This is a genomic window from Bradyrhizobium canariense (assembly GCF_018130465.1).
Lineage (GTDB): Bacteria > Pseudomonadota > Alphaproteobacteria > Rhizobiales > Xanthobacteraceae > Bradyrhizobium > Bradyrhizobium canariense_C.
The window spans coordinates 34,035-54,025 of the sequence record NZ_JAFCKJ010000012.1 but is presented as its reverse complement, the minus strand read 5'-3'; the positions used below and the strand labels follow the sequence as shown (position 1 = coordinate 54,025).

Sequence of the window (19,991 nt, the reverse complement as noted above, 5' to 3'; positions counted from 1 at the left end):
CTTGTCTCCGTCTCAGGCCGACCGCGCGCGACGTCCTTCGATCGGATAGGCCGGGTCGTTGTAGCCCGGCGTCGAGGGATGACCCGGCACGACCAGCCTGTCGATCAGCGCCTCGTCCTCTGCGGTGAAGCGATAGTCGAGCGCGCCGGTGTAGCCGTCCCATTGCTCCTCGGTGCGCGGGCCGGCAACGATCGAGGAGACAAAGGCGGAGTTCAGCACCCAGGCGACCGCGAATTGGCCGGCGGTGATGCCCTTTTTCTCGGCGTGGGTCTTGATCTCCTGCGCCAGTTGAAGCGATTCTGGCCGCCATTCGGTCTGCATCATGCGGGTGTCATTGCGGCCCGCGCGCGTCTCCTTGTCAGGAGCCGCGTCGGGCTTGTATTTGCCTGTCAGCACGCCGCGCGCCAGCGGGCTGTAAGGCACGATACCGAGACCGTAATGGGAGCAGGCCGGAAAGTGCTCGACTTCGGGCATGCGGTTCATGGCGTTGTAATAGGGCTGGCTCACCGCGGGCCGGTCGATGCCGAGCCGGTCGCAGATGTTGCAGATTTCGGCGACGCGCCAGGCGCGGTAGTTCGAGACGCCGAAATAGCGCACCTTGCCGGCGCGGATCAGGTCGCCCATCGCGCGCACCGTCTCCTCGAGCGGCGTCGCGTGGTCTTCCTTGTGCAGATAATAGATGTCGATGTGATCGGTGCCGAGCCGCTTCAGGCTCTCGTCCGCCGCCTGCAACACCCAGCGCCGCGACAGGCCGACACGGTTGGGATCCTCGACCATGTCATTGTTCATGGGGTTCGCCAGTTTCGTGGCGAGCACCCAGGCGTTACGGTTGCCGGCGATGGCGCGGCCGACGACCTCTTCGGATGCACCCTTCGAATAGGCATCCGCCGTGTCGATGAAATTGATGCCGGCCTCGCGTGCTTTCGCGATGATGCGCTTTGAGGCGGCTTCGTCGGTCGGCCCGCCGAACATCATGGTGCCCAAACAGATCGGCGACACTTTCAGGCCGCTGCGGCCGAGTGGGCGATATTGCATGGGCTGTCCTCTGCTTTGCTGGAGCGACCAGCATATCCAGCTAACTCCGTCATTGCGAGCGCAGCGAAGCAATCTCCTCAGCGTCGTCCCGGCGAAGGCCGGGACCCATAACCACAGGATGTGCTTTGGCGAAGATTCAGAGTTACCAACTTCGCGCTACAACCTCTCCCTGGGAGTATGGGTCCCGGCCTTCGCCGGGACGACAGCGGAATGTGTGGAGCGCAGGGAAGGCAGCACCGCTACGCCGGCCCCTTCAAAATCTTGAACACACCATTTGCCATCACCACGCAGCGGTCGTCCACGCTGACCTCGGTGCTCATGAAGACGAGGCTGCGCGTCGAGCGCACCACGCGCGGGCGGGAAATCAGGATGTCGCCGATCTGGCCGGCTTCGACGAAATGGGTGTCGAGCTGCACCGTCGCCATGAACTCCTTGCCGGAGACGTAGCGGGCAGTCATGCCGCAGGTACGGTCCGCGAACGTCATCATCACGCCGCCCTGGACCATGCCGCGGCGATTGTGGTGCTTGTCCTCGGTCGCAAGTGCGAATTCGTAATGGCCGTCGACCTTGCGCTCCCACAGCGGACCGATCAGGTGCATGAAGCCCGTCGTCTCCAGGATGGTCCAGCCGTCTGCTTTCAGCCTTGCGGCTGTCTTGTTGGTCATGTCGTCCATTCCTGAGCAGGTCTTGCGATCTCATTTCATCAGGGCCGGACGTGGTGTAGTCAAGCATCATGAGACCGTTCGACGATGCCACACGGCGGAATATCGCGGCCGCCTGCGCGGCCTTCACGCGGCTGCCGGAGGACGAAGCGCCGGCGGCGTTGAAGCGTGCCGCGGTGGCGGTTGCGCTGACCGCGGCCAGCGACGGCGATGACACGGCGTTGCTGCTCACGCTGCGCGCATCGCATCTGCGCGCTCATCGCGGTCAATGGGCCTTGCCCGGCGGACGCTGCGATGCCGGCGAGACGCCGGTCGAGGCGGCGCTGCGCGAGCTCGACGAGGAGCTCGGCCTCCGTCTCACCGGCGCGGAGGTGCTCGGCACGCTCGACGATTATCCGACCCGCTCCGGCTATCTGATCACGCCGGTCGTGGTCTGGGCCGCCGACAGTGCCGCGATCAAACCAAACCCGGACGAGGTCGCCTCCGTCCATCGCATCGCGCTTGCGACGGTCGAGCGCGCCGACGCCTTCGATTTCGTCGCGATCCCCGAGAGCACGCGCCGTGTGATCCGCTTCCATCATCAGTCGAGCTTGATCCACGCACCGACGGCGGCTCTGATCTACCAGTTCCGCGAAGTGCTGGCAGGACGGCACACCCGCGTCACCGAGCTGGAACAGCCGGTATTCGCCTGGAAGTGATGCAAGAGGCAAAAAAAGAGGTAAACGGCGCGTTAACGTGACAGTTACCGGATGCCTGCTAAGAGGGCGGCATGCATCGATCGATTCGAAATGCCGTGAGGCTGGTTCCACTCGCGCTCGTCCTGCTCGCGCCCGCCGCGCGCGGTGGCGAATCCGACGCGCTGCCGCCGGCGGTCAGCAACGCCAACGCCCAGCTGTTGTCGCAGTTTTTTGCGCAAGGTGGGGCCTCGCCTGCGGTGCTCGAATATCGCCGCAAGCTGCAAGAGTATCAGGCCGCGCGCGCGGCCTTCGACGAGGAGGCCGGCGTCTATTGGAGCCAGATCTCCGAGAAGCGGAAAGGTCGCAACGCGAAGCGGCGCAGCGGCCAGCAGATCACGCTCGACGATTACGTGCTGGAGCATCCGCCGCTCTATAACGGGCCGAAGCGGCCGGTGAATCCGGAGCCGGAGGAAACCCCGGACCGTCCGACCAAAAAGCCGATACCCGTGGTCGCCGATCTGCTGCGCGCGGCGCAGGAACTCTACCAGTTCACGCCGCAGCGGCCGTCCAGTGAAGTCGAATTCAAGCGCGTCTATGCACGCTACGCGCTGGCCTCGGGGCTGACGCGCGAGCAGGCGGTGCGGGTCTATGCGTTCGAGACCGGCGGCACCGGAAGTTACGACGTGCAGGCGGGAATCGAGCATGGCGGCAAGCGCGCCATTTCGACCGCGATGGGCTACAACCAGCTGCTGACGACCAACAGCGTCGAGCTGCTGGCCGAGCAAGGCCATGAATTCATCCGTGCGCTCTCTGACAAGGTCGCGCGGACCTCAGGCCCGGCGCGCCAGACGCTCGAGCACAAGCTCACCATTCTGAAGAAAATGGTGGCGCATGCCAAGTCGGTGCCCGACACCTGGTCGGAGCACGAGAAGATCGGCAATACCGCGCAGGGCTGGGCCATGCATGCCATGGTGCTCGACATCGATGTCGGCCCGATGCTGCAGACCCACAAGCTGCTCACCTCGGTGCTGTTCGCGCGCACCAAGGGGTACAGCCGCCCGCTCAGCGCGGCCGAGCTCGAGATGATGAACCTCACCGGCGACGGCACCGGCCTCGACATGGTGACGATGCCGCAGGCGATGCGCGAGCAGGTGCCGACCTCGAACTTCTTCCAGCGCGGCGGCTACGAGCGCAATCCGGTCGCGATCCGCCACAACACGGTGGCGAAGCTGCTGGCGGTGACGGATACGAGGATGGACAGCAACAGCAACAACGCCGGCGCGCGGGAGCTGGCGGCGGCGTTTTAAAAGCTGTCGTCCCGGCGAACGCCGGGACCCATACCGCGTGATCTATCGGGGAAGCGCGGTGTCTGTACCGCGGACAGGCTTCCTAACTCGGAGTCTTCGCCAAACTCCTCCCTGGGGATATGGGTCCCGGCCTTCGCCGGGACGACACTGAGTATGTTGCGCCTGTCCTCGCCCTACTGATCCGACCCGAACTTGAACTTGCCGTCGCCCTCCAGATATGGGCCGCTGCGCATGTAGAGCTGACCGTTGTGGCCGATGAAGAACAGCGTGCCCTTCGGCACCTTCTTGGCACCCTTCAGCAGCTCGCCAGCATTGCTGGTGCCCATCTTGTAGGAAAAGGTCTTGCCGTCCCTGTCATAGGCGTAGCCGGTGTCGGGCTTGAGCTCCCAAGGTGTTGCAGCGGTCTGCGCCAATGCGGGTGCCGCGAACGCGCCGAGCACAGCCGCAACCAAAAATGTCTTTGTTGAAAATGCCATCACCCTATCCTCCCCATTGAGGCGCCTGGCTTGAACAAATCACGAACAGCGCTTTCAGGTCAATTTGCGAAAGCGCCGCAGCGCATCACGTCTTGCCCAGCAGTTTGTGATTTTCCCTTCGCCCCTTCGCGACTATGTTCCGCTTTCCGTCTAGAACGCAATTCGACAAAAATATGGGTGGGGATGATTCGGATGAGCCATGTCATTAAAGTTTGTGGGACTGCCGCGCTGCTGCTGACGGCGCTGGCGCCGGCCGCCTGGGCCGATGATTACCAGCTCAGCCACAACCAGCGGATTTCGTGCAGCCGCGGCCTGGCCCCGGGCAAGCTGAACACCGCGACCTGCAAGTCCTACACCTACCTCTTCAACACCAAGACCTCGGAATATTTCCGCTGCCAGGTCTCGCTGGCGCTGACCCGCGACAACAAGGAAGTCATCAACGTCCAGACCGACGGTGCCTGCACCAAGAAGCCGCGCATCTTCGAGACCGACGGCCATTATGATTTCGACGCCACCGAGACCGAGCCGCCGAACACCAATTCGTTCTTCGGCCCCGGCGGCTACTCGGTCTGGGCCGCCGACGTCAGCGCGCAGAAGGTGCGCGGCTGCATCATCATCTCCTCCGGCCTCGGCTCCGACATCTCCAAGTGCCTGGACATGACCTTCCAGTGAGGGCGCTGTCTGGACTTGGCTGCGCCACCTCGCCGCACCCGCCGAGTTCCCCAAAAATCGAGCCAGGACAGCCCTTTACCGCAGTCCTGTTTTGACTTTTGGACGGGTTGACCCGGTCTCCTCATCCGGCCACTTTCCCGGCCGGTTTGGGGAGTGGAAAAATCATGAAACGGACGATTTTCGGCGTGGCCGCGGCTCTTGCTCTGGCGGCGTCGGCACCTTGCGCGCAGGCGCAATCCTTCATCAACGTGCTGACCGGCGGCACCTCCGGCGTGTACTATCCGCTCGGGGTCGCGATCGGGAAGATCTACGGCGACAAGATTCCGAACGTGAAGACCCAGGTGCAGGCCACCAAGGCTTCAGTCGAGAACCTGATCCTGCTCCAGCAGGGCCGCGGCGAGATCGCGTTCACATTAGGTGACTCGCTCAAAGCCGCCTGGGACGGCGAGGAGGAGGCGGGCTTCAAGACCAAGCTCGACAAGCTGCGCACGATCGGCGCGATCTATCCGAACTACATCCAGATCGTCGCGACCGCCGAGAGCGGCATCAAGACGCTGGCGGACCTCAAGGGCAAGAGCCTGTCGGTCGGCGCGCCGAAATCGGGCACGGAGCTCAATTCGCGCGCGATCCTGGCCGCGGCCGGCATGAGCTACAAGGATCTCGGCAAGGTCGAGTATCTGCCGTTTGCCGAATCCGTCGATCTCATGAAGAACCGCCAGCTCGGCGCGACGCTGCAATCGGCCGGCCTCGGCGTGGCCTCGCTGAAGGATCTGTCGACCTCGAGCCCCATCACGGTGGTGTCGGTGCCGAAGGAGACCGTCGACAAGATCGGCCTGCCCTTCATCGCGGCGACCATTCCCGCCAACACCTACACCGGGCAGGACAAGGACGTGCCGACCGCGGCCGTGGTCAACTACCTCGTCACCAGCTCGGCAGTGTCGGACGATCTCGCCTACCAGATGACAAAACTGGTCTACGAGTCGCTGCCCGAGCTCGCCAACGCGCATGCGGCCGGCAAGGAGATCAAGCTCGAGACGGCGGCCAGTGGCAGCCCGGTTCCGCTGCACCCCGGCGCGATCCGCTATTACAAGGAAAAAGGGCTGATCAAGTAAGGTCGGCCCTCGTTATCGGACGTCATGGCCGGGCTTGTCCCGGCCATCCACGTTCTAAGGCCAGGCGGAGAAAGATCGTGGATGCCCGGGACAAGCCCGGGCATGACGTATTCAGGATGCGGCGCGAATGCTGTAGGAACGCCCGATCGGGCGCGGGGACATATCGATGTTGCAGGCAGAGGGCAGCGAAGCGCCCATCAAGGTCGAGTTCGACAATTTCGAGCACGGTTTTCCGGAAGGTTTTGGCCCGGGCTGGTGGGGCACGCTCGCCTACTGGATCGGCATCGCCTTCGCGACCTTCCAGCTTTATGTCGCGGCCTTCAACTATCTGCCGAGCCAGGTGGTGCGCGGCGTCCATGTCGGCTTCCTCATTCTCCTCACCTTCGGCCTGATCGGCAACTTCACCGCAAAAAGCGATTTCGGCCGCGCGATCGGCTGGCTGATCGGCGGCGCGGGCTTTCTGTGCGGGCTCTATCAATGGATATTCTATGCGGATCTTATCGCACGTGACGGCGATCCGACGCGCCTCGATCTCGCGGTCGGCACGCTGCTCGCCGTCCTGATCTTCGAGGGCACGCGGCGGCTGATGGGAGCGGCGCTCCCGCTGATGTGCGGCGCCTGCCTCGTCTACTGGTTCTTCGGGCAATATCTGCCGTCGCCGCTCAACCATCGCGGCTATGATTTCGACCAGATCGTCACGCATCTGTCGTTCGGCACCGAAGGCTTTTACGGCGTGCCGATCTACGTCTCGGCGACCTACATCTTCCTGTTCATCCTGTTCGGCTCGTTCCTGGAACGCGCCGGCATGATCCAGCTCTTCACCGACGTTTCTCTTGGGTTATTCGGCAGGACCCGCGGGGGACCTGCCAAGGTCGCGGTGTTCGCCTCGGGCATGATGGGCACGATCTCCGGCTCCGGCGTCGCCAACGTCGTCACCGTCGGCCAGTTCACGATTCCGCTGATGATCAGGTTCGGCTATCGCCGCGCGTTCGCGGCCGGCGTCGAGGCGACAGCCTCGATGGGCGGGCAGATCATGCCGCCGGTGATGGGCGCGGTCGCCTTCATCATGGCGGAGACGCTCGGCGTCCAATATTCGGAGATCGTGAAAGCGGCTGCGATTCCCGCGATGCTCTATTTCGCCTCCGCCTTCTGGATGGTGCATCTGGAAGCCGGCAAGCACGGCCTCACCGGCATGAAGCGCTCGGAGATTCCGAGCGCCTGGAAGGCGCTGGTGACGCGCTGGTATCTCGTGCTGCCGCTCGCGGCGCTGGTCTACATGCTGTTTGAAGGTTTTACGCCGCTCTATGCCGGCAGCATGGGGCTCGCGCTGACGGTGGCGTTGATCCTGGGCGCCAGCATCACGGCCGGCGCGTCCTCGACGGTGATCCGCAGCATCTTCTGGATCGGGCTCGCGCTCGTCGTCGCCGCGCTCTCGCGTGACGGCCTTCAGATCGTGCCGGTCGCGGGCGTCGTCGTCGCGTTGATCGTGATCACCGCGTTCGTGCGCGGCGGATTTTCCGCCCTGCGCGCCTGCCGCGATGCGCTGGCTGAAAGCGCGAAATCCGCCATCACCGTCGGCATGGCCTGCGCCATCGTCGGCGTCATCATCGGCATGATGTCGCAGACCGGCGTCGGCACCATCTTCGGCGGCTGGGTGATCGGGCTGGGCGAGAAGAGCCTGTTCCTGGCGCTGATCATGACCATGCTGCTGTCGATCCTGCTCGGCACCGGCATCCCGACCATCCCGACCTACATCATCACCGCGGCGCTCGCAGCGCCTGCGCTCGCCAAACTCGGCGTGCCCCTGATCGCGAGCCACATGTTCGCGTTCTATTACGGCATCATGGCCGACCTCTCGCCGCCGGTGGCGCTGGCGGCGTTAGCCGCAGCACCGATCGCGAAGGAGAATCCGGACAAGATCGGCTGGGAGGCGATGCGCATCGCGCTCGCCGGCTACGTCATCCCCTTCGTCTTCGTCTACTCGCCGGCGCTGATGCTGCAGGCCGGCGATCCCATGGCCGCCAAGCTCGGCTTCTACGGCGCGGTGGCGCTGGCGACTTTCAAGGCGCTGGTGGCGATCGCCCTGTTCGGCATGGTCGCGATCGGCTTCCTGTTCACGCGCCTGACGTTCCTCGAACGTTTGGTCGCGCTCGGTGCCGCGCTCTGCCTGCTCGGCGACTTCCCGTTCAGCGACACCGCGGGCTTCCTGCTCTCCGCGGCGATCGTGCTGTGGCAGTGGCGGCAGCGTCCGCCGTCGCCTGTCGAGGCGGTGTGAGCCTCTGCTTCGCCACAGCCTCAGGCGTGAAGGCGCTGGCGCTGTCCGCCTTCACGCTGGTGTGGACGCATTCGATCGCGAAGGTCGACTGGCAGGAAGACTGGCGCGTCACCCCTGCCGGTCTCGAGCTGGTGCAGGCACGCGTCAAGGGCACCGGCCCCGGCATGGAGCCGCCGCCCGAGGCGCGCCTCGTCGACGGCTGGTTTCAATGGAGGCCTGCGCGCGCGCCGATGCCGGAGGTCGTGCTGGGAAATTCGGGTGCGGCCGGCGAATGGCGGCTATGCCATGACGGCAAGTGCCGGACATTGTCCGAGATTGTCGGTCATCCTATCGGTGCTAACGTTACCACGATGAAGGTCTGCAACGATCCGTAGCCCGATGGAGCGAAGCGCTATCCGGGCTACAAAGAACAACAACAAGGGAGAAACGCGATGGACCGGCTCAAGGGCAAGGTTGCGATGGTGGTGGGCGCCGGCTCGATCGGACCGGGCTGGGGCAACGGCAAGGCCACCGCGGTCACCTTTGCGCGCGAGGGTGCACAGGTGTTTTGCGTCGATCGCAACGGCGCGGCCGCCGAGGAGACTGCGAAGATCATCACGGGCGAGGGCGGCCAGGCGACCGCGTTCACGGCCGACGTCTCGCGGCCTGCCGAGGTCGAGGCGATGGTCGCGGCGTGCCTGAAGGCCTACGGCCGCATCGACGTGCTCGACAACAATGTCGGCATCGCCGAGATGGGCAGCGTGGTCGATGTCACCGAGGAGAGCTGGGACCGCGTCTTCAGCGTCAACCTCAAGAGCGCTTATTTTGCCATGAAGCACGTCATCCCTGTGATGATGAAACAGGGCGGCGGCTCGATCATCAACATCTCCTCGATCGCCTCGATCCGCCATATGGGCATCTCCTACGTCACTTACGGCACCTCGAAGGCGGCGATGAACCAGATGACGCGCACCACCGCGATCGAGTTCGCGCGCCATCACGTGCGCGTCAACGCGATCCTGCCCGGCCTGATGAAGACGCCGATGGTGGAGCATTCCGCCGGCCTCGCCGCCAGCTATGCCAAGGGCGACGTCGAAGCGATGTGGCGCGCGCGCGATTCGCAAGTGCCGATGGGCCACATGGGCGACGCCTTCGACGTCGCTAACGCCGCGCTGTTCCTGGCCTCGGACGAAGCGAAATATGTCACGGGGATCGAGCTCGTGGTGGACGGCGGGATCACGTGCAAGGCGGGGGCGTAGGCGGCGCCGCTACGTATTCCGCCGTCGTCCTGGACAAGCGAGCGTAGCGAGCGCTGATCCAGGACCCATAATCTCAGGGAGACGTTTGGCGAGGGCTGGTGGCTCCAGCTTTCTTCAACAATCGGAATTCGGGGCAATGGGTCCTGGCTTTCGCCAGGACGACGGCTGAGCCTATTGCGCCAGCGCCAGAATCCCGCCGGCAAACGAATGCCACGCCGCAGTCTCGCTGACCGGCCAGTTCAGCACCTTCACCGCCAGCATCGCGAGCGTGCCGTAGATGTAGACCGGGTGCACCCGGCCTTCCGTGCGCCAGTCGCGTACCATGGCGACGACAAGCAGCAGCGAAGCGACCACTGCGGGCGCGATGGTGACGGGCACCGGCGGCGGCCCGGGCGGTCCCGGAGGCGCGAGAAAGGTGAGAAACCAGCGCGCGATCGCGGCATCGAGGATGGAGACCGCGGCGAGCAGCATCAGGCGTTTGTGAATCTCGGGCTTTCGCGTGTTCATGATCGCGAGCACAAACACCACTGCGAAGAACGCGATGCCGCTCATCGGCACGATCGAGAAGGCGATGCCGGCCTCTTTCTGTCCGAGCGCCGCGGAATGCTGCATCACATGTACGGAGGCGAGGAAGCCGAAGATCGTCATCGCGGTCGCGAGCGAAACGCCGGCGATGCCGAGCGCGCGGTGATTGACCACGCGGCCTGAGGCGGCGAGCCAGGTCTGGATCACGAAATAGAGAGACCAGGTGAAGAACAAGAGACCGTGGAAATGAATGACGGGGCTTGCGGACAACGTCCGTTGCGCGAGCGGCACAAAATAGGTCGGTGCGAAGCCGAGAAAAGCGGTGGCCGCGCAGGCCAGTGCCATGTGGAGGTAGAAATATCGTGCGGGCGACGCATCTCGCGCGCGCACACGACGGTCGTCGATCAGGGTCGTCATCTGGAGTGTGTCTGGAGAGATGGCGTTTGGTTCAAGCCCCTAACCACCTGGGCAGGCGGGGCGCTTGTCGGGAGATTTAACCCCCCGCGCTCAATTCTGCGCGATCGAGCTCTTCCTCGATCCGATGGAACGCATCGTCGCCGATCACGTCGGTGGCGCGGAGGTCGAAGATCGACTTTCGCGCGGCTTCGATGGCGCGGCGGCGCAGGGGATCGGCGGGCAATTCGCCGTTGGCGATGCCGCCGTTCGGATCGTCGTCCACCTGCATCAGGATGGCGCGATATTCGAGCCGCAGGATTTCAGCCTCCTCCGATGGATCGTCCTCGATTGCGTCGAGCGCCGCGCGATAGGCGACGGCCCGGGCGCGCGCGACCTCGATGCCGACGGGGTCGTCGTCCTTGAGGTCGAACGCCAGGATCAGCGGCCGCAGCGTCAGGCCCTGAACGACCAGCGTGCCAAGCACGACGGCAAAGGCCGAGAAGACGATGAAATCGCGATAAGGAAAGTTTTCCGGCAGGGCAAAGGCGGTCGCGAGCGTGACGAGACCGCGCATGCCGCACCAGGAGACGATGAGGCCGCCCTTGGGCGAGGCGACCTGCTTCGGATCCTTCGGGTGATAGATCCCGTGCGCGATCAGCGCGCGCAGCGTCGTGCGGTAGAATGTGATCCAGGCCAGCCGCACCAGGACCACCGTGAGCAGGATCCAGGCCGCGGCCATGCAATATTCCCAGCGCACGTCCGCATCGAGCCGCGTCCAGATCGGTCGCATCTGCATGCCGATCAGCATGAAGGCGAGCACGTTGAGCACGAACACCATGGTCTCCCACACCGCATAGGAAGGTACCCGCAGCCGCGCCGGCATGCGTGCCCCCGCCGTGCGGGCGATGGTGATGCCGTAGACCACGATGGTGAGGATGCCGGAGAGACCGAGATGCTCGGCGGCAATCCAGACCATGAAGGTGGTGGCGAACTGCACGATGATCGCGCTCGGCGCTTCCTTCACGCGTTCCATGAACAGCGGGATGATGCGGCCTGCGACGAGTCCCGCGACGACGCTGCCGACCAGCGCCAGCGCCATGGTCGGTGCGACCTGGCTCCATGCCAGATGCTCGGTGGCGATGGCTCCGACCGCGATGCGATAGATCAAGAGCGCGGTCGCGTCGTTGAGCAGGCTCTCGCCTTCCAGGACCTTCACCATGCGGTGTGGCAGCTTGACCTGGCTCAGGATCGCGACCGCGGCGGCCGCATCCGGCGGGGCCACGATGGCGCCGAGCGCGATCGCGGCGGCCCAGGGCATGTCAGGCATCAGCCGGTGCGCGACGTAGGCCACACCGGCCGTGGTCAGGCCGACGGCGGCGACGACCAGGGTGGAGACGGGAACCCAATTGTTGCGGAGATCGCGCAGCGAGGTGTCGAAGGCGGCATCGAGCAGGACCGGTGCGACAAAAAGAGCCAATGCCAGGTCGGGCTCCAGCGCCCAGGACGGGCTCGACGGCACAAAGGCGATCAGCGCGCCACCGATCGCGAGAAAGGTCGGGTAGGGGACCTTGATCCGCCGCGCCAGCGCCGATAATGCAACGGCGCCGAGCAGAAGCACGATGATCCATTCGAATGTCGACACGTTGATCCCCGAAACCGATTTGAGCGGCGCCACAAGCTAGCACCAATCCGGCCGTATGATGGATAGTGTGGCCCCAAGGCAAGGCCTGAACCCAAGAGCTTTAACCCAAGAGCTTAACCCAAGACCTGAACTCGAGATTTTCCGACTGTGACGAGCATGCGTTTTCTCATTCAATGGTCCGGCGCCGGGTTGCTCTTCGCGCTCTCGTTCGCCGCGGCTCATGCCGCGACCGGCGGCGAACCGGCCGCGGTCCCGCAGGTCGACGTCGCGCCGTGCCTCGCGGCTGCCGCAGCCGACGACGTCGACAAGGCGGCTACGGCCTGCGCCGCCGTGATCGACAACGAGAAGACGGCGAAAGGCGACCTGATCAAGGCGCTGATCGCGCGCGGCGGGCTTTATGCGCGGCACGACCAGGTCGACCGCGCGATCGCCGACGACAGCCGCGCTCTTCTGCTCGATTCCGGCCTCGCGGATATCTTCAACGCGCGCGGCGAGCTCTGGCTGAGGAAGGGCGACAAGCCCAAGGCGGTGCAGGATTTCGGCGCGGCATTGAAGATCGATCCGAACCACGAGAAGGCCAAGGTCAATCACAAGGCGATGGCGCGCGAGATCGAGCGGATCGGCGCGCAGATGGCGGTCGCAGGCAAGCCCAGCTTCAATTGCAAGGGGGCGCGCCGCCCCGTTGAGAAGGCGATCTGCGCCAACCGGGAGCTCGCTGATCTCGACCGCGAGATCTTTGCCGCCAACGCGCGCGTGTTGCGCGAAGCCCGCAATGCGGGCGATGCAAAGGCGCTTCAGCGCGAGCAGGACGATTTCATCGGCCGCCGCAATGCCGGATATGGCCGGCCCGGCTACGATCTGAAGAAGACGATGCAGGAGCGGCTGCAGCGGCTAAACGGGGTGGACGGGTATTGAGGCTTCTCGCCTCCCCCGTAAGAGCAGGCAAGGGAGGGAAGGCTCGGTGCGCCCCTGACACGCCCCGATTTGAACCGATTCTTTGGCCGCCACGACAATGGTGAAAGCCTGATGTCTCGGAGCCTTATGCCATGTGCGGCACCCATTCTTCCGCGCAAATGTTCTCGTTTGCAAAAATCTCGCTTCGCTCCTTCCTGCTCGGCGCGGCAATGAGCGCCGTCCTCGTCGCCCCTGCCTTGGCCGGCGTCGATTGCGTGATGGGGAGCAAGGCCGCCCCGGCTGAGCTGATTCCCGCATGCAGCGCCATCATCGACCAGGCCTCAAATCCATCTTCCGATCGCGCCGCGGCATTGCTGGTGCGCGCCGACACCAATGCGCGGACCTCGGGCGGTCTCACGCAGGCGCTGCGGGATATCGACCGCGCCATCGCGCTCGATGGCAGGAATGCAAAAGCCTGGCGCCTGCGCGGCGATCTCCTGCGCGAGGCCGGCGGCGATCTCAACCGCGCCGCGGCGGACCTCAGCAAGGCCATCGAGCTCGATCCGCAGGATTCGGAGTCTTACGAGCTGCGCGGCGTCGTCTACACCAACCAGCGTCGGCTCGACCGCGCGCTTGCCGATTACGACCAGGCGATCAAGCTGAAGCCTGACAATGCACAGGCCTGGTCCGACCGCGGCGTGACCTATTATCTTGGCGGCGACAACGAGAAGGCGATCCGCGATCTCAGCGAGGCGTTGCGGCTCGATCCGAACCGGCCGCGCAGCTACACCAATCGTGGCGCCGCCTACAAGAAGCTCGGCCAGCTCGACAAGTCGGTGGCCGACGACGGCGAGGCGATCAGGCTCGATCCGAAGGTGCCCGAATATTACGACAATCGCGGGCTGTCGCTGGCCGCGATGGGCGAGTACGACAAGGCGATTGCCGATTACGATCAGGCGCTGCGGCTGGCGCCGCGGCCGAACTTCTTCACCAACCGCGGCGACTCCTACCACCTCAAGGGCGAGCTTGGCGCGGCGCTGAGCGATTACGAGGCCGCGCTGAAACTCGATCCGAATTTCGCGCTGACCTACAACAACCGCGCCGTGCTCTACAAGAAGATGGGCGAGCGCAAGAAGGCGCTGGCCGACTACGAGACCGCGCTGCGGCTCGATCCCGGCAACGACAATGCGGCCGGCGGCCGCCGCACCATGATCGCGGAGGTCGCGAAATTCGGCGGCGAGCCGCTGCGGCCGCTCGCGGCGAATTCCGGCAATGGCCCGTCGTTCGATTGTTCCACCGCGAAGCGCGAGGTCGAGAAGGTGATTTGTGCCGATCCGCAGTTGGGCGTGCTCGACCGCCAGATCGCCGAGACCTACGAGCGCGTGCTGAAATCGGCCGGCTCCCGCTCGGCCGGCGACCTCCGCCGCACCCAGCGCGACTTCCTCGCCACCCGCAATACGAGCTTCGGCCGCCCGGGCTATGATCTCAGGAAGGTCATGCAGGAGCGATTACAGCGGCTGAATGCGATGGATAGCTGAGCACCCCGTTCTTTCAGCTTGAACCGAGGCCCGTTCCCGGGAAAATACCCCTCAAACAAGGCCGGTACTTGATCCCTGTCATGGCGGGACGTTTGTCCTGCCACAAGGTCAAGGCCAGGCGAATAATGGGAACGGGAGCGCGGGAATGAACGTCCGAGGAAACGTCGACGGAAAGAGCCTCTATCACGCGGTTTATGCGCGCTCGCTGGCCGACCCTGAGGGCTTTTGGGCCGAAGCGGCCAAGGAGATCGACTGGATCGAGCCGCCGAAGAAGATATTCGACCCCTCGCAGGGCGTCTACGGTCGCTGGTTCAGCGGCGGCGTCGTCAACACCTGCTACAACGCGCTGGACCGCCATGTCGAACGCGGCCGCGGCGACCAGATCGCGCTGATCCATGATTCGCCGCTGGCGGGCAGCGTCACAAAATTCACCTACGCCGAACTGCTGGTCGAAGTGCAGGCGCTCGCCGCCATCATGCAGGATTTTGGTGTCGCCAAGGGCGATCGCGTCATCCTCTATATGCCGATGATACCGGAGGCCGTCGTCGCGATGCTCGCCTGCGCGCGCATCGGCGCGGTACACTCCGTGGTGTTCGGCGGCTTTGCCGCGAAAGAGCTCGCCACCCGCATCGACGATGCGGAGCCAAAGTTGATCCTGTCGGCGAGCTGCGGCATCGAGCCCGGCCGCATCGTGCGGTACAAGCCGCTGCTCGACGAGGCGATCAGGCTTGCGGGCACAAAGCCGAAGGCCTGTATCGTGCTGCAACGTCCGCAGCTCATCTGCGACCTCACGCCCGGCCGCGACTATGACTGGGCGGGCCTGCGCCGCAAGGCGATGAACGACGGCAAGAAGGCGCCGTGCGTGCCCGTCGCGGCCACCGATCCGCTCTACATCCTCTATACCTCAGGCACGACCGGCATTCCCAAGGGTGTCGTGCGCGACAATGGCGGCCATCTCGTCGCGGTGAAATGGTCCATGTTCAACCTCTATGGCGTCAAGCCGGGCGAGGTCTGGTGGTGCGGCTCCGACATCGGCTGGGTGGTCGGCCACAGCTACATCGTCTACGGCCCGCTGCTGCACGGCGCGACCTCGATCATGTATGAGGGCAAGCCGGTCGGCACGCCCGATGCCGGCGCGTTCTGGCGCGTGATCAGCGAGCACAAGGCTGTCGCCTTCTTCACGGCGCCGACCGCGTTCCGAGCGATCCGGAAAGAAGACCCGGAAGGAAAGTTCATCCGGCAATACGACCTCTCGACATTCCGCACGCTGTTCCTGGCCGGCGAGCGCGCCGATCCGCCGACGGTGGAATGGGCGGAGCAGCAGTTGAAAGTGCCGGTGATCGACCATTGGTGGCAGACCGAGACTGGCTGGTGCATCGCCGGCAATCCGGTAGGCTTAGGCCAGCTGCCGGTGAAGCACGGCTCGCCGACGGTGCCGATGCCGGGCTATCAGGTCGACGTGGTCGACGAAGCGGCAAAGCCGGTCGGCCCCAACACCATGGGTTCGATCGTCATCAAGCTGCCGATGCCGCCGGGCTGCCTGCCGACGCTGTGGAATCAGGATGAACGTTTCAAGGAAGCCTATCTCACCGAATTCCCCGGCTACTACAAAACATCGGATGCCGGCTACAAGGACGAAGACGGCTATGTCTTCGTCATGGGCCGCACCGACGACATCATCAACGTCGCCGGCCATCGGCTCTCCACCGGCGGCATGGAGGAGATCCTGGCTTCGCATCCCGATGTCGCCGAATGCGCCGTGCTCGGCGTCAAGGACGCGATCAAGGGCGAGGTACCCTGCGGCTTCCTGGTGCTTAAGGCGGGTGTGAAGCGGGCCCCCGCCGAGATCGAGAAGGAGATCATTGCGCTGGTGCGCGACAAGCTCGGTCCCGTTGCCGCGTTCAAGCTCGCCATTACCGTCGGCCGCCTGCCCAAGACGCGATCCGGAAAGATCTTGCGCGGCACCATCAAGAAGATCGCCGACGGCGAGACCTGGACCATGCCCGCGACGATCGAGGATCCCAAGGTGCTCGACGAGATCGGGGAGGCGCTGAAGGGGAGGGTGTGAGGCGGGTGTCGGGCCTGCGAAGCGCGAATGACGCCGAGCGGGGAACGGCGTCCAGGGACTTACATTCTCCTCATTCCGGGCTAAACAGGGCGAGCCAACAGGGGATCTCGTATGCCACTCGCCGCTGCGCCGCGCCTGCTTGCAGCTGTGCTGCTCGCCATCATTCTCTCCGCCTGCTCCGCGCGCTACCAGACGCCGGTGGCGATGGGCGGCGACGATGACGACGCGGTCTGCCAGGGCCGTGGCTATGCGGTCGGCTCGCCCGAATACGTGGCCTGCCGCAAGGACCGCGACGTCCAGCGCAGCGCCGCGACCACCCGCGCCGATCGCCGCCAGCGCGATCTCGGCGAATACATGCTGAACCATCCGGAACGGCCGTGATGTAAGGTGCGGCATTATCCTGCCGCGACAGATCTGCCACGCCGCAGCCAAATTGCAATCGCGTTTGTCCTGATTTGATCGGCATCAAATCCTTCACCATTCCCTTTCTGCTCTGACGCTGATGTCGCGCAACGAAGCGCACACTTGGCTGAAGGGGAATGCAATGGACGGAATGATAAGAAACATGGCGCGGCTCGCAACGCTGGGTGCGGCGCTGGTGGGGACTTTTGCCTCGGCACAGGCCGCCGATTTGCCGATCTACAAAAAGGCGGTGCCGGTCGAAGCCTTCAATCCCTGGATGGTACGTCTGCGGGTGCTTGGCGTGTTGCCGGATGCGGGCGGCTCGACCGTCAATGTCGCGGGCGTTCCGTCACTGTCGTCGCCGAATTCGGGCCTCTCGATCAGTGACCAGGTCGTACCCGAGCTCGACATCAGCTATTTCTTCACCAAGAACATCGCGGCCGAGCTGATCCTCGGCGTGACCCGGCATTCGATCAGCGGCACCGGCTCGCTCGCCAACTTGCCGATCGGCAAGACCACGCTGCTGCCGCCGACGCTGACCCTGCAATATCACTTCGACAATTTCGGTGCGTTCAAGCCGTATATCGGCGCCGGCGTGAACTACACCGTGTTTTTCAACAATTCCGCCGCCAATGCGCCGGCCGCCATCGTCGGCCCGCCCGCGATCGTCGCCACCACCACGAGCCTGCATGTCAGCAACGCCTTCGGTGGCGCGGTGCAGTTCGGCTTCGACTACATGCTCGATCGGCACTGGGGCCTCAACGTCGACGTCAAGAAGCTCTGGCTGCGGCCGGACTACAGCGCGACAGTCAGCGGCCTGCCCGTCACCGGCACCGCGCATATCGACCCATGGCTGGTCGGCGGTGGTGTGACGTATAAGTTCTGAGGTTGTTGTTGCGTTAGGGAGGCACACAGTCTCCCTAACGTCGTCCTGGCAAAAGCCAGGACCCATACCGCGGAATCTGTCGATTGGGCGCGGTAGGAGAACCGAGCGACGAGTCTTCGCCAAATTCCTCCTTGGGGTAATGGGTCCTGGCTTTCGCCAGGACGACGCCGGAGGGTATGCGCTCTCAGTCGTTTTGCAGATGCAAAATAAAAACGCGGCAGGTTTCCCTGCCGCGTTTTTATTGCGTTCACGAACGAAGAGCGAAGGATTACTCCTCCTCTTGGTCCTGCTTCTTGCCGCCGAGCGTCTTCAGCTTGGCGAACACGGCATCGACATTGAGGTCGTCGCTGGACCTCTCCGCGGGCTCGTACTCGTCCTTCTTGGTGGTTTCGGAGGCAGGCAGCAGGGTGGCGCCGCCATAGGCTGCGTCGATCGGCTTTTCCTTGGCCGCGCGCGCGACCTCGAAATCGAGCTCGATCTGCGAGCAGAGGCCGAGGGTGACGGGATCAATCGGCGTCAGCTGGGAGGTGTTCCAGTGGGTGCGATCGCGGACACTGGCGATCGTGCTCTTGGTCGTGCCGACCAGGCGCATGATCTGGGCGTCCTTGAGCTCGGCATGGTTGCGCAGCAGCCAGAGGATGGCGCTCGGGCGCTCGTGGCGGCGTGAGACCGGGGTGTAGCGCGGGCCCTTGCGCTTGGGCTGCGGCGGCAGCACCACCTTGCTCTCCTGGAGGCGGAGCCGGTAGTCCGGGTTGTTCTCGCCCTTCTCGATCTCCTCGCGGGTCAGCTGGCCATTGGAGAGGGGATCCATGCCCTTGATGCCCTGGGCAGCGTCGCCGTCGGCGATCGCGCGCACCTCGAGGGGGTGCATTTTGGTGAAATCGGCGACCTGGTCGAAGGTCAGCGCGGTGTTGTCGAGCAGCCAGACGGCGGTCGCCTTGGGCATCAGAGGTGCGTTGCTCATGGCAAATCTCCTTTGTGCTTCGCCCACCCCTTTGGAGGCGAAACCGGTGGTCATCAGCGATGACTGGGAATTCGCGCTATATAAGCCCGGAGGGGGTAGCCACGCAATGGTTCTGCTATAGATAGTGCCTTGACAGCGCCCGAAAGGGGGCCCAATTCCCTCTGAAGTCCCTGTAAGACCGTACCCAAGCCCTATTCATCCATCGACCGCTTCCCGCCCATTTGGCGAGGTGATTCGGTCCCGAGATCGCTCAATGTCAGCCAAACCAGACCTCAAGATCGTGCTTTGTTCTCCCCGTGGCTTCTGCGCCGGGGTGGTCCGGGCGATCGACACCGTCGAACGGGCGCTCGATAAGTACGGCGCCCCCGTCTATGTTCGCCACGAGATTGTGCACAATAAATACGTCGTCGACGGGTTGAAGAAGAAGGGCGCGATCTTCGTCGAGGAACTCGCCGAGATCCCGGAAAACACCACCGCGCCGGTGGTGTTCTCGGCCCATGGCGTACCGAAATCGGTTCCGGCCGACGCCACGTCCCGTAATTTGTTCTCGCTGGATGCGACCTGCCCGCTGGTGACCAAGGTGCACCGCGAGGCCGCGATCCATTTCAAGCGCGGCCGCGAGATCTTCCTGATCGGCCATTCCCATCACCCCGAGGTGGTGGGCACGCTCGGCCAGCTCCCGACCGGCGCTGTGACCCTGATCGAGACCGCCGAGGACGCCAAGACCATCGCCCCGAAGGATCCGAACAACCTCGCCTTCGTGACCCAGACCACACTGTCGATCGACGACACCGCGGAGATCGTGGCGCTCCTCAAGGAGCGCTTCCCGAACATCAACGGTCCGCACAAGGAAGACATCTGCTACGCCACCACCAACCGCCAGCTCGCGGTGAAGAAGGTGGCGCCGGTGGTCGACGCCCTGATCGTGGTCGGTGCGCCGAACTCGTCGAACTCGCAGCGCCTGCGCGAAGTCGCCGAACGCGAGGGCTGCCCGATCGCCGTGCTGGCGCAGCGCGCCGCCGACCTCGACTGGAAGCGGTTCGAGAACATCACCAGCCTCGGCATCACCGCGGGCGCCTCGGCGCCGGAAGTGATCGTCGAGGAGATCATGGACGCGTTCGCCGAGCGCTTCACGCTGCATGTGGAGACGGTCTCGGCCGCGGAAGAGAACGAGTTCTTCCCGCTGCCGCGCCAGGTGCGCCCCGAAGCCGCCGCCGAGTAG

General features: G+C 64.4%; 19 protein-coding genes. 13 read left to right on the top strand and 6 right to left on the bottom strand.

Annotation, left to right across the window (positions count from 1 at the left end; all coding sequences use genetic code 11):
• Nucleotides 1-12: 12 nt before the first annotated feature.
• Nucleotides 13-1,035 carry an aldo/keto reductase gene (locus tag JQ591_RS26695; RefSeq protein ID WP_211398990.1) on the bottom strand — a complete coding sequence of 341 codons (1,023 nt, stop codon included), beginning with the start codon at nt 1,033-1,035 and terminating at the stop codon, nt 13-15.
• A 239-nt stretch (nt 1,036-1,274) separates the two neighbouring features.
• On the bottom strand, nt 1,275-1,700 hold the full coding sequence (locus JQ591_RS26690) for a PaaI family thioesterase (RefSeq protein ID WP_211398989.1): 426 nt from the start codon (nt 1,698-1,700) through the stop codon (nt 1,275-1,277).
• Between the two features lie 65 nt (nt 1,701-1,765).
• Here JQ591_RS26690 and JQ591_RS26685 point away from each other — a divergent pair, with 65 nt between their 5' ends.
• Both JQ591_RS26685 and JQ591_RS26680 read left to right on the top strand, forming a co-directional pair.
• Nucleotides 1,766-2,395 (top strand): NUDIX hydrolase, encoded by a 630-nt coding sequence (locus tag JQ591_RS26685; RefSeq protein WP_433995219.1) that lies wholly within the window; start codon nt 1,766-1,768, stop codon nt 2,393-2,395.
• A 71-nt stretch (nt 2,396-2,466) separates the two neighbouring features.
• On the top strand, nt 2,467-3,681 hold the full coding sequence (locus JQ591_RS26680) for a hypothetical protein (RefSeq protein WP_211398987.1): 1,215 nt from the start codon (nt 2,467-2,469) through the stop codon (nt 3,679-3,681).
• A gap of 173 nt (nt 3,682-3,854) precedes the next feature.
• Here JQ591_RS26680 and JQ591_RS26675 read toward each other — a convergent pair whose 3' ends face one another.
• Nucleotides 3,855-4,157, bottom strand: coding sequence for a hypothetical protein (locus JQ591_RS26675; protein WP_211398986.1), 303 nt, complete (start codon nt 4,155-4,157; stop codon nt 3,855-3,857).
• A 192-nt stretch (nt 4,158-4,349) separates the two neighbouring features.
• On the opposite strand from JQ591_RS26675, the gene JQ591_RS26670 reads away from it, so the two are divergent.
• The 5 genes from JQ591_RS26670 to JQ591_RS26650 all read left to right on the top strand — a co-directional run bounded on the left by JQ591_RS26670 (nt 4,350) and on the right by JQ591_RS26650 (nt 9,454).
• Nucleotides 4,350-4,829 (top strand): hypothetical protein, encoded by a 480-nt coding sequence (locus tag JQ591_RS26670; protein ID WP_211398985.1) that lies wholly within the window; start codon nt 4,350-4,352, stop codon nt 4,827-4,829.
• A gap of 164 nt (nt 4,830-4,993) precedes the next feature.
• The gene (locus JQ591_RS26665) at nt 4,994-5,941 is read left to right on the top strand and encodes a TAXI family TRAP transporter solute-binding subunit (protein WP_106941090.1); all 948 of its coding nucleotides are present in this window, start codon (nt 4,994-4,996) and stop codon (nt 5,939-5,941) included.
• A gap of 166 nt (nt 5,942-6,107) precedes the next feature.
• Nucleotides 6,108-8,216 carry a TRAP transporter permease gene (locus tag JQ591_RS26660; RefSeq protein WP_211398984.1) on the top strand — a complete coding sequence of 703 codons (2,109 nt, stop codon included), beginning with the start codon at nt 6,108-6,110 and terminating at the stop codon, nt 8,214-8,216.
• The gene (locus JQ591_RS26655) at nt 8,213-8,590 is read left to right on the top strand and encodes a DUF1850 domain-containing protein (RefSeq protein WP_349630408.1); all 378 of its coding nucleotides are present in this window, start codon (nt 8,213-8,215) and stop codon (nt 8,588-8,590) included. Before JQ591_RS26660 ends, JQ591_RS26655 begins: the two co-directional genes overlap by 4 nt.
• Before the next feature lie 57 nt (nt 8,591-8,647).
• The gene (locus JQ591_RS26650; RefSeq protein WP_211398983.1) at nt 8,648-9,454 is read left to right on the top strand and encodes an SDR family NAD(P)-dependent oxidoreductase; all 807 of its coding nucleotides are present in this window, start codon (nt 8,648-8,650) and stop codon (nt 9,452-9,454) included.
• A gap of 171 nt (nt 9,455-9,625) precedes the next feature.
• Here the strand turns inward: JQ591_RS26650 and JQ591_RS26645 are convergent, their stop codons facing one another.
• The gene (locus tag JQ591_RS26645; protein WP_211398982.1) at nt 9,626-10,396 is read right to left on the bottom strand and encodes a hypothetical protein; all 771 of its coding nucleotides are present in this window, start codon (nt 10,394-10,396) and stop codon (nt 9,626-9,628) included.
• Nucleotides 10,397-10,472: 76 nt separating this feature from the next.
• Complete coding sequence (locus JQ591_RS26640; RefSeq protein WP_211398981.1) at nt 10,473-12,050, bottom strand: cation:proton antiporter; 1,578 nt, start codon at nt 12,048-12,050, stop codon at nt 10,473-10,475.
• A 123-nt stretch (nt 12,051-12,173) separates the two neighbouring features.
• Here JQ591_RS26640 and JQ591_RS26635 point away from each other — a divergent pair, with 123 nt between their 5' ends.
• The 5 genes from JQ591_RS26635 (at nt 12,174) to JQ591_RS26615 (ending at nt 17,805) form a co-directional block, all read left to right on the top strand.
• Nucleotides 12,174-12,932 carry a tetratricopeptide repeat protein gene (locus JQ591_RS26635; protein ID WP_211398980.1) on the top strand — a complete coding sequence of 253 codons (759 nt, stop codon included), beginning with the start codon at nt 12,174-12,176 and terminating at the stop codon, nt 12,930-12,932.
• A 131-nt stretch (nt 12,933-13,063) separates the two neighbouring features.
• Complete coding sequence (locus JQ591_RS26630; RefSeq protein WP_211398979.1) at nt 13,064-14,449, top strand: tetratricopeptide repeat protein; 1,386 nt, start codon at nt 13,064-13,066, stop codon at nt 14,447-14,449.
• Between the two features lie 145 nt (nt 14,450-14,594).
• Nucleotides 14,595-16,517: a propionyl-CoA synthetase gene (locus JQ591_RS26625; protein WP_211398978.1), complete on the top strand. Its 1,923-nt coding sequence runs from the start codon at nt 14,595-14,597 to the stop codon at nt 16,515-16,517.
• A 111-nt stretch (nt 16,518-16,628) separates the two neighbouring features.
• Complete coding sequence (locus JQ591_RS26620) at nt 16,629-16,898, top strand: hypothetical protein (protein ID WP_211398977.1); 270 nt, start codon at nt 16,629-16,631, stop codon at nt 16,896-16,898.
• A 163-nt stretch (nt 16,899-17,061) separates the two neighbouring features.
• Nucleotides 17,062-17,805, top strand: coding sequence for an OmpW/AlkL family protein (locus tag JQ591_RS26615; protein WP_211398976.1), 744 nt, complete (start codon nt 17,062-17,064; stop codon nt 17,803-17,805).
• 268 nt (nt 17,806-18,073) lie between these two features.
• On the opposite strand, the gene JQ591_RS26610 is transcribed toward JQ591_RS26615, so the two are convergent.
• Nucleotides 18,074-18,769: a DUF1013 domain-containing protein gene (locus JQ591_RS26610; RefSeq protein ID WP_027565675.1), complete on the bottom strand. Its 696-nt coding sequence runs from the start codon at nt 18,767-18,769 to the stop codon at nt 18,074-18,076.
• A 253-nt stretch (nt 18,770-19,022) separates the two neighbouring features.
• Between JQ591_RS26610 and ispH the strand changes: the two genes are divergently transcribed.
• Nucleotides 19,023-19,991 carry a 4-hydroxy-3-methylbut-2-enyl diphosphate reductase gene (gene ispH, locus JQ591_RS26605; protein ID WP_211398975.1) on the top strand — a complete coding sequence of 323 codons (969 nt, stop codon included), beginning with the start codon at nt 19,023-19,025 and terminating at the stop codon, nt 19,989-19,991.

What these genes read in the sequence shown, in the direction of transcription:
- JQ591_RS26645 (WP_211398982.1), bottom strand. Translation starts at nt 10,396, where the DNA reads ATGACGACCCTGATCGACGACCGTCGTGTGCGCGCGCGAGATGCGTCG.
- JQ591_RS26635 (WP_211398980.1), top strand. Translation starts at nt 12,174, where the DNA reads ATGCGTTTTCTCATTCAATGGTCCGGCGCCGGGTTGCTCTTCGCGCTC.
- JQ591_RS26650 (WP_211398983.1), top strand. Translation starts at nt 8,648, where the DNA reads ATGGACCGGCTCAAGGGCAAGGTTGCGATGGTGGTGGGCGCCGGCTCG.
- JQ591_RS26665 (WP_106941090.1), top strand. Translation starts at nt 4,994, where the DNA reads ATGAAACGGACGATTTTCGGCGTGGCCGCGGCTCTTGCTCTGGCGGCG.
- JQ591_RS26660 (WP_211398984.1), top strand. Translation starts at nt 6,108, where the DNA reads ATGTTGCAGGCAGAGGGCAGCGAAGCGCCCATCAAGGTCGAGTTCGAC.
- JQ591_RS26625 (WP_211398978.1), top strand. Translation starts at nt 14,595, where the DNA reads ATGAACGTCCGAGGAAACGTCGACGGAAAGAGCCTCTATCACGCGGTT.
- JQ591_RS26675 (WP_211398986.1), bottom strand. Translation starts at nt 4,157, where the DNA reads ATGGCATTTTCAACAAAGACATTTTTGGTTGCGGCTGTGCTCGGCGCG.
- ispH (WP_211398975.1), top strand. Translation starts at nt 19,023, where the DNA reads ATGTCAGCCAAACCAGACCTCAAGATCGTGCTTTGTTCTCCCCGTGGC.
- JQ591_RS26680 (WP_211398987.1), top strand. Translation starts at nt 2,467, where the DNA reads ATGCATCGATCGATTCGAAATGCCGTGAGGCTGGTTCCACTCGCGCTC.
- JQ591_RS26630 (WP_211398979.1), top strand. Translation starts at nt 13,064, where the DNA reads ATGTGCGGCACCCATTCTTCCGCGCAAATGTTCTCGTTTGCAAAAATC.
- JQ591_RS26620 (WP_211398977.1), top strand. Translation starts at nt 16,629, where the DNA reads ATGCCACTCGCCGCTGCGCCGCGCCTGCTTGCAGCTGTGCTGCTCGCC.
- JQ591_RS26670 (WP_211398985.1), top strand. Translation starts at nt 4,350, where the DNA reads ATGAGCCATGTCATTAAAGTTTGTGGGACTGCCGCGCTGCTGCTGACG.
- JQ591_RS26610 (WP_027565675.1), bottom strand. Translation starts at nt 18,769, where the DNA reads ATGAGCAACGCACCTCTGATGCCCAAGGCGACCGCCGTCTGGCTGCTC.
- JQ591_RS26690 (WP_211398989.1), bottom strand. Translation starts at nt 1,700, where the DNA reads ATGACCAACAAGACAGCCGCAAGGCTGAAAGCAGACGGCTGGACCATC.
- JQ591_RS26695 (WP_211398990.1), bottom strand. Translation starts at nt 1,035, where the DNA reads ATGCAATATCGCCCACTCGGCCGCAGCGGCCTGAAAGTGTCGCCGATC.
- JQ591_RS26615 (WP_211398976.1), top strand. Translation starts at nt 17,062, where the DNA reads ATGGACGGAATGATAAGAAACATGGCGCGGCTCGCAACGCTGGGTGCG.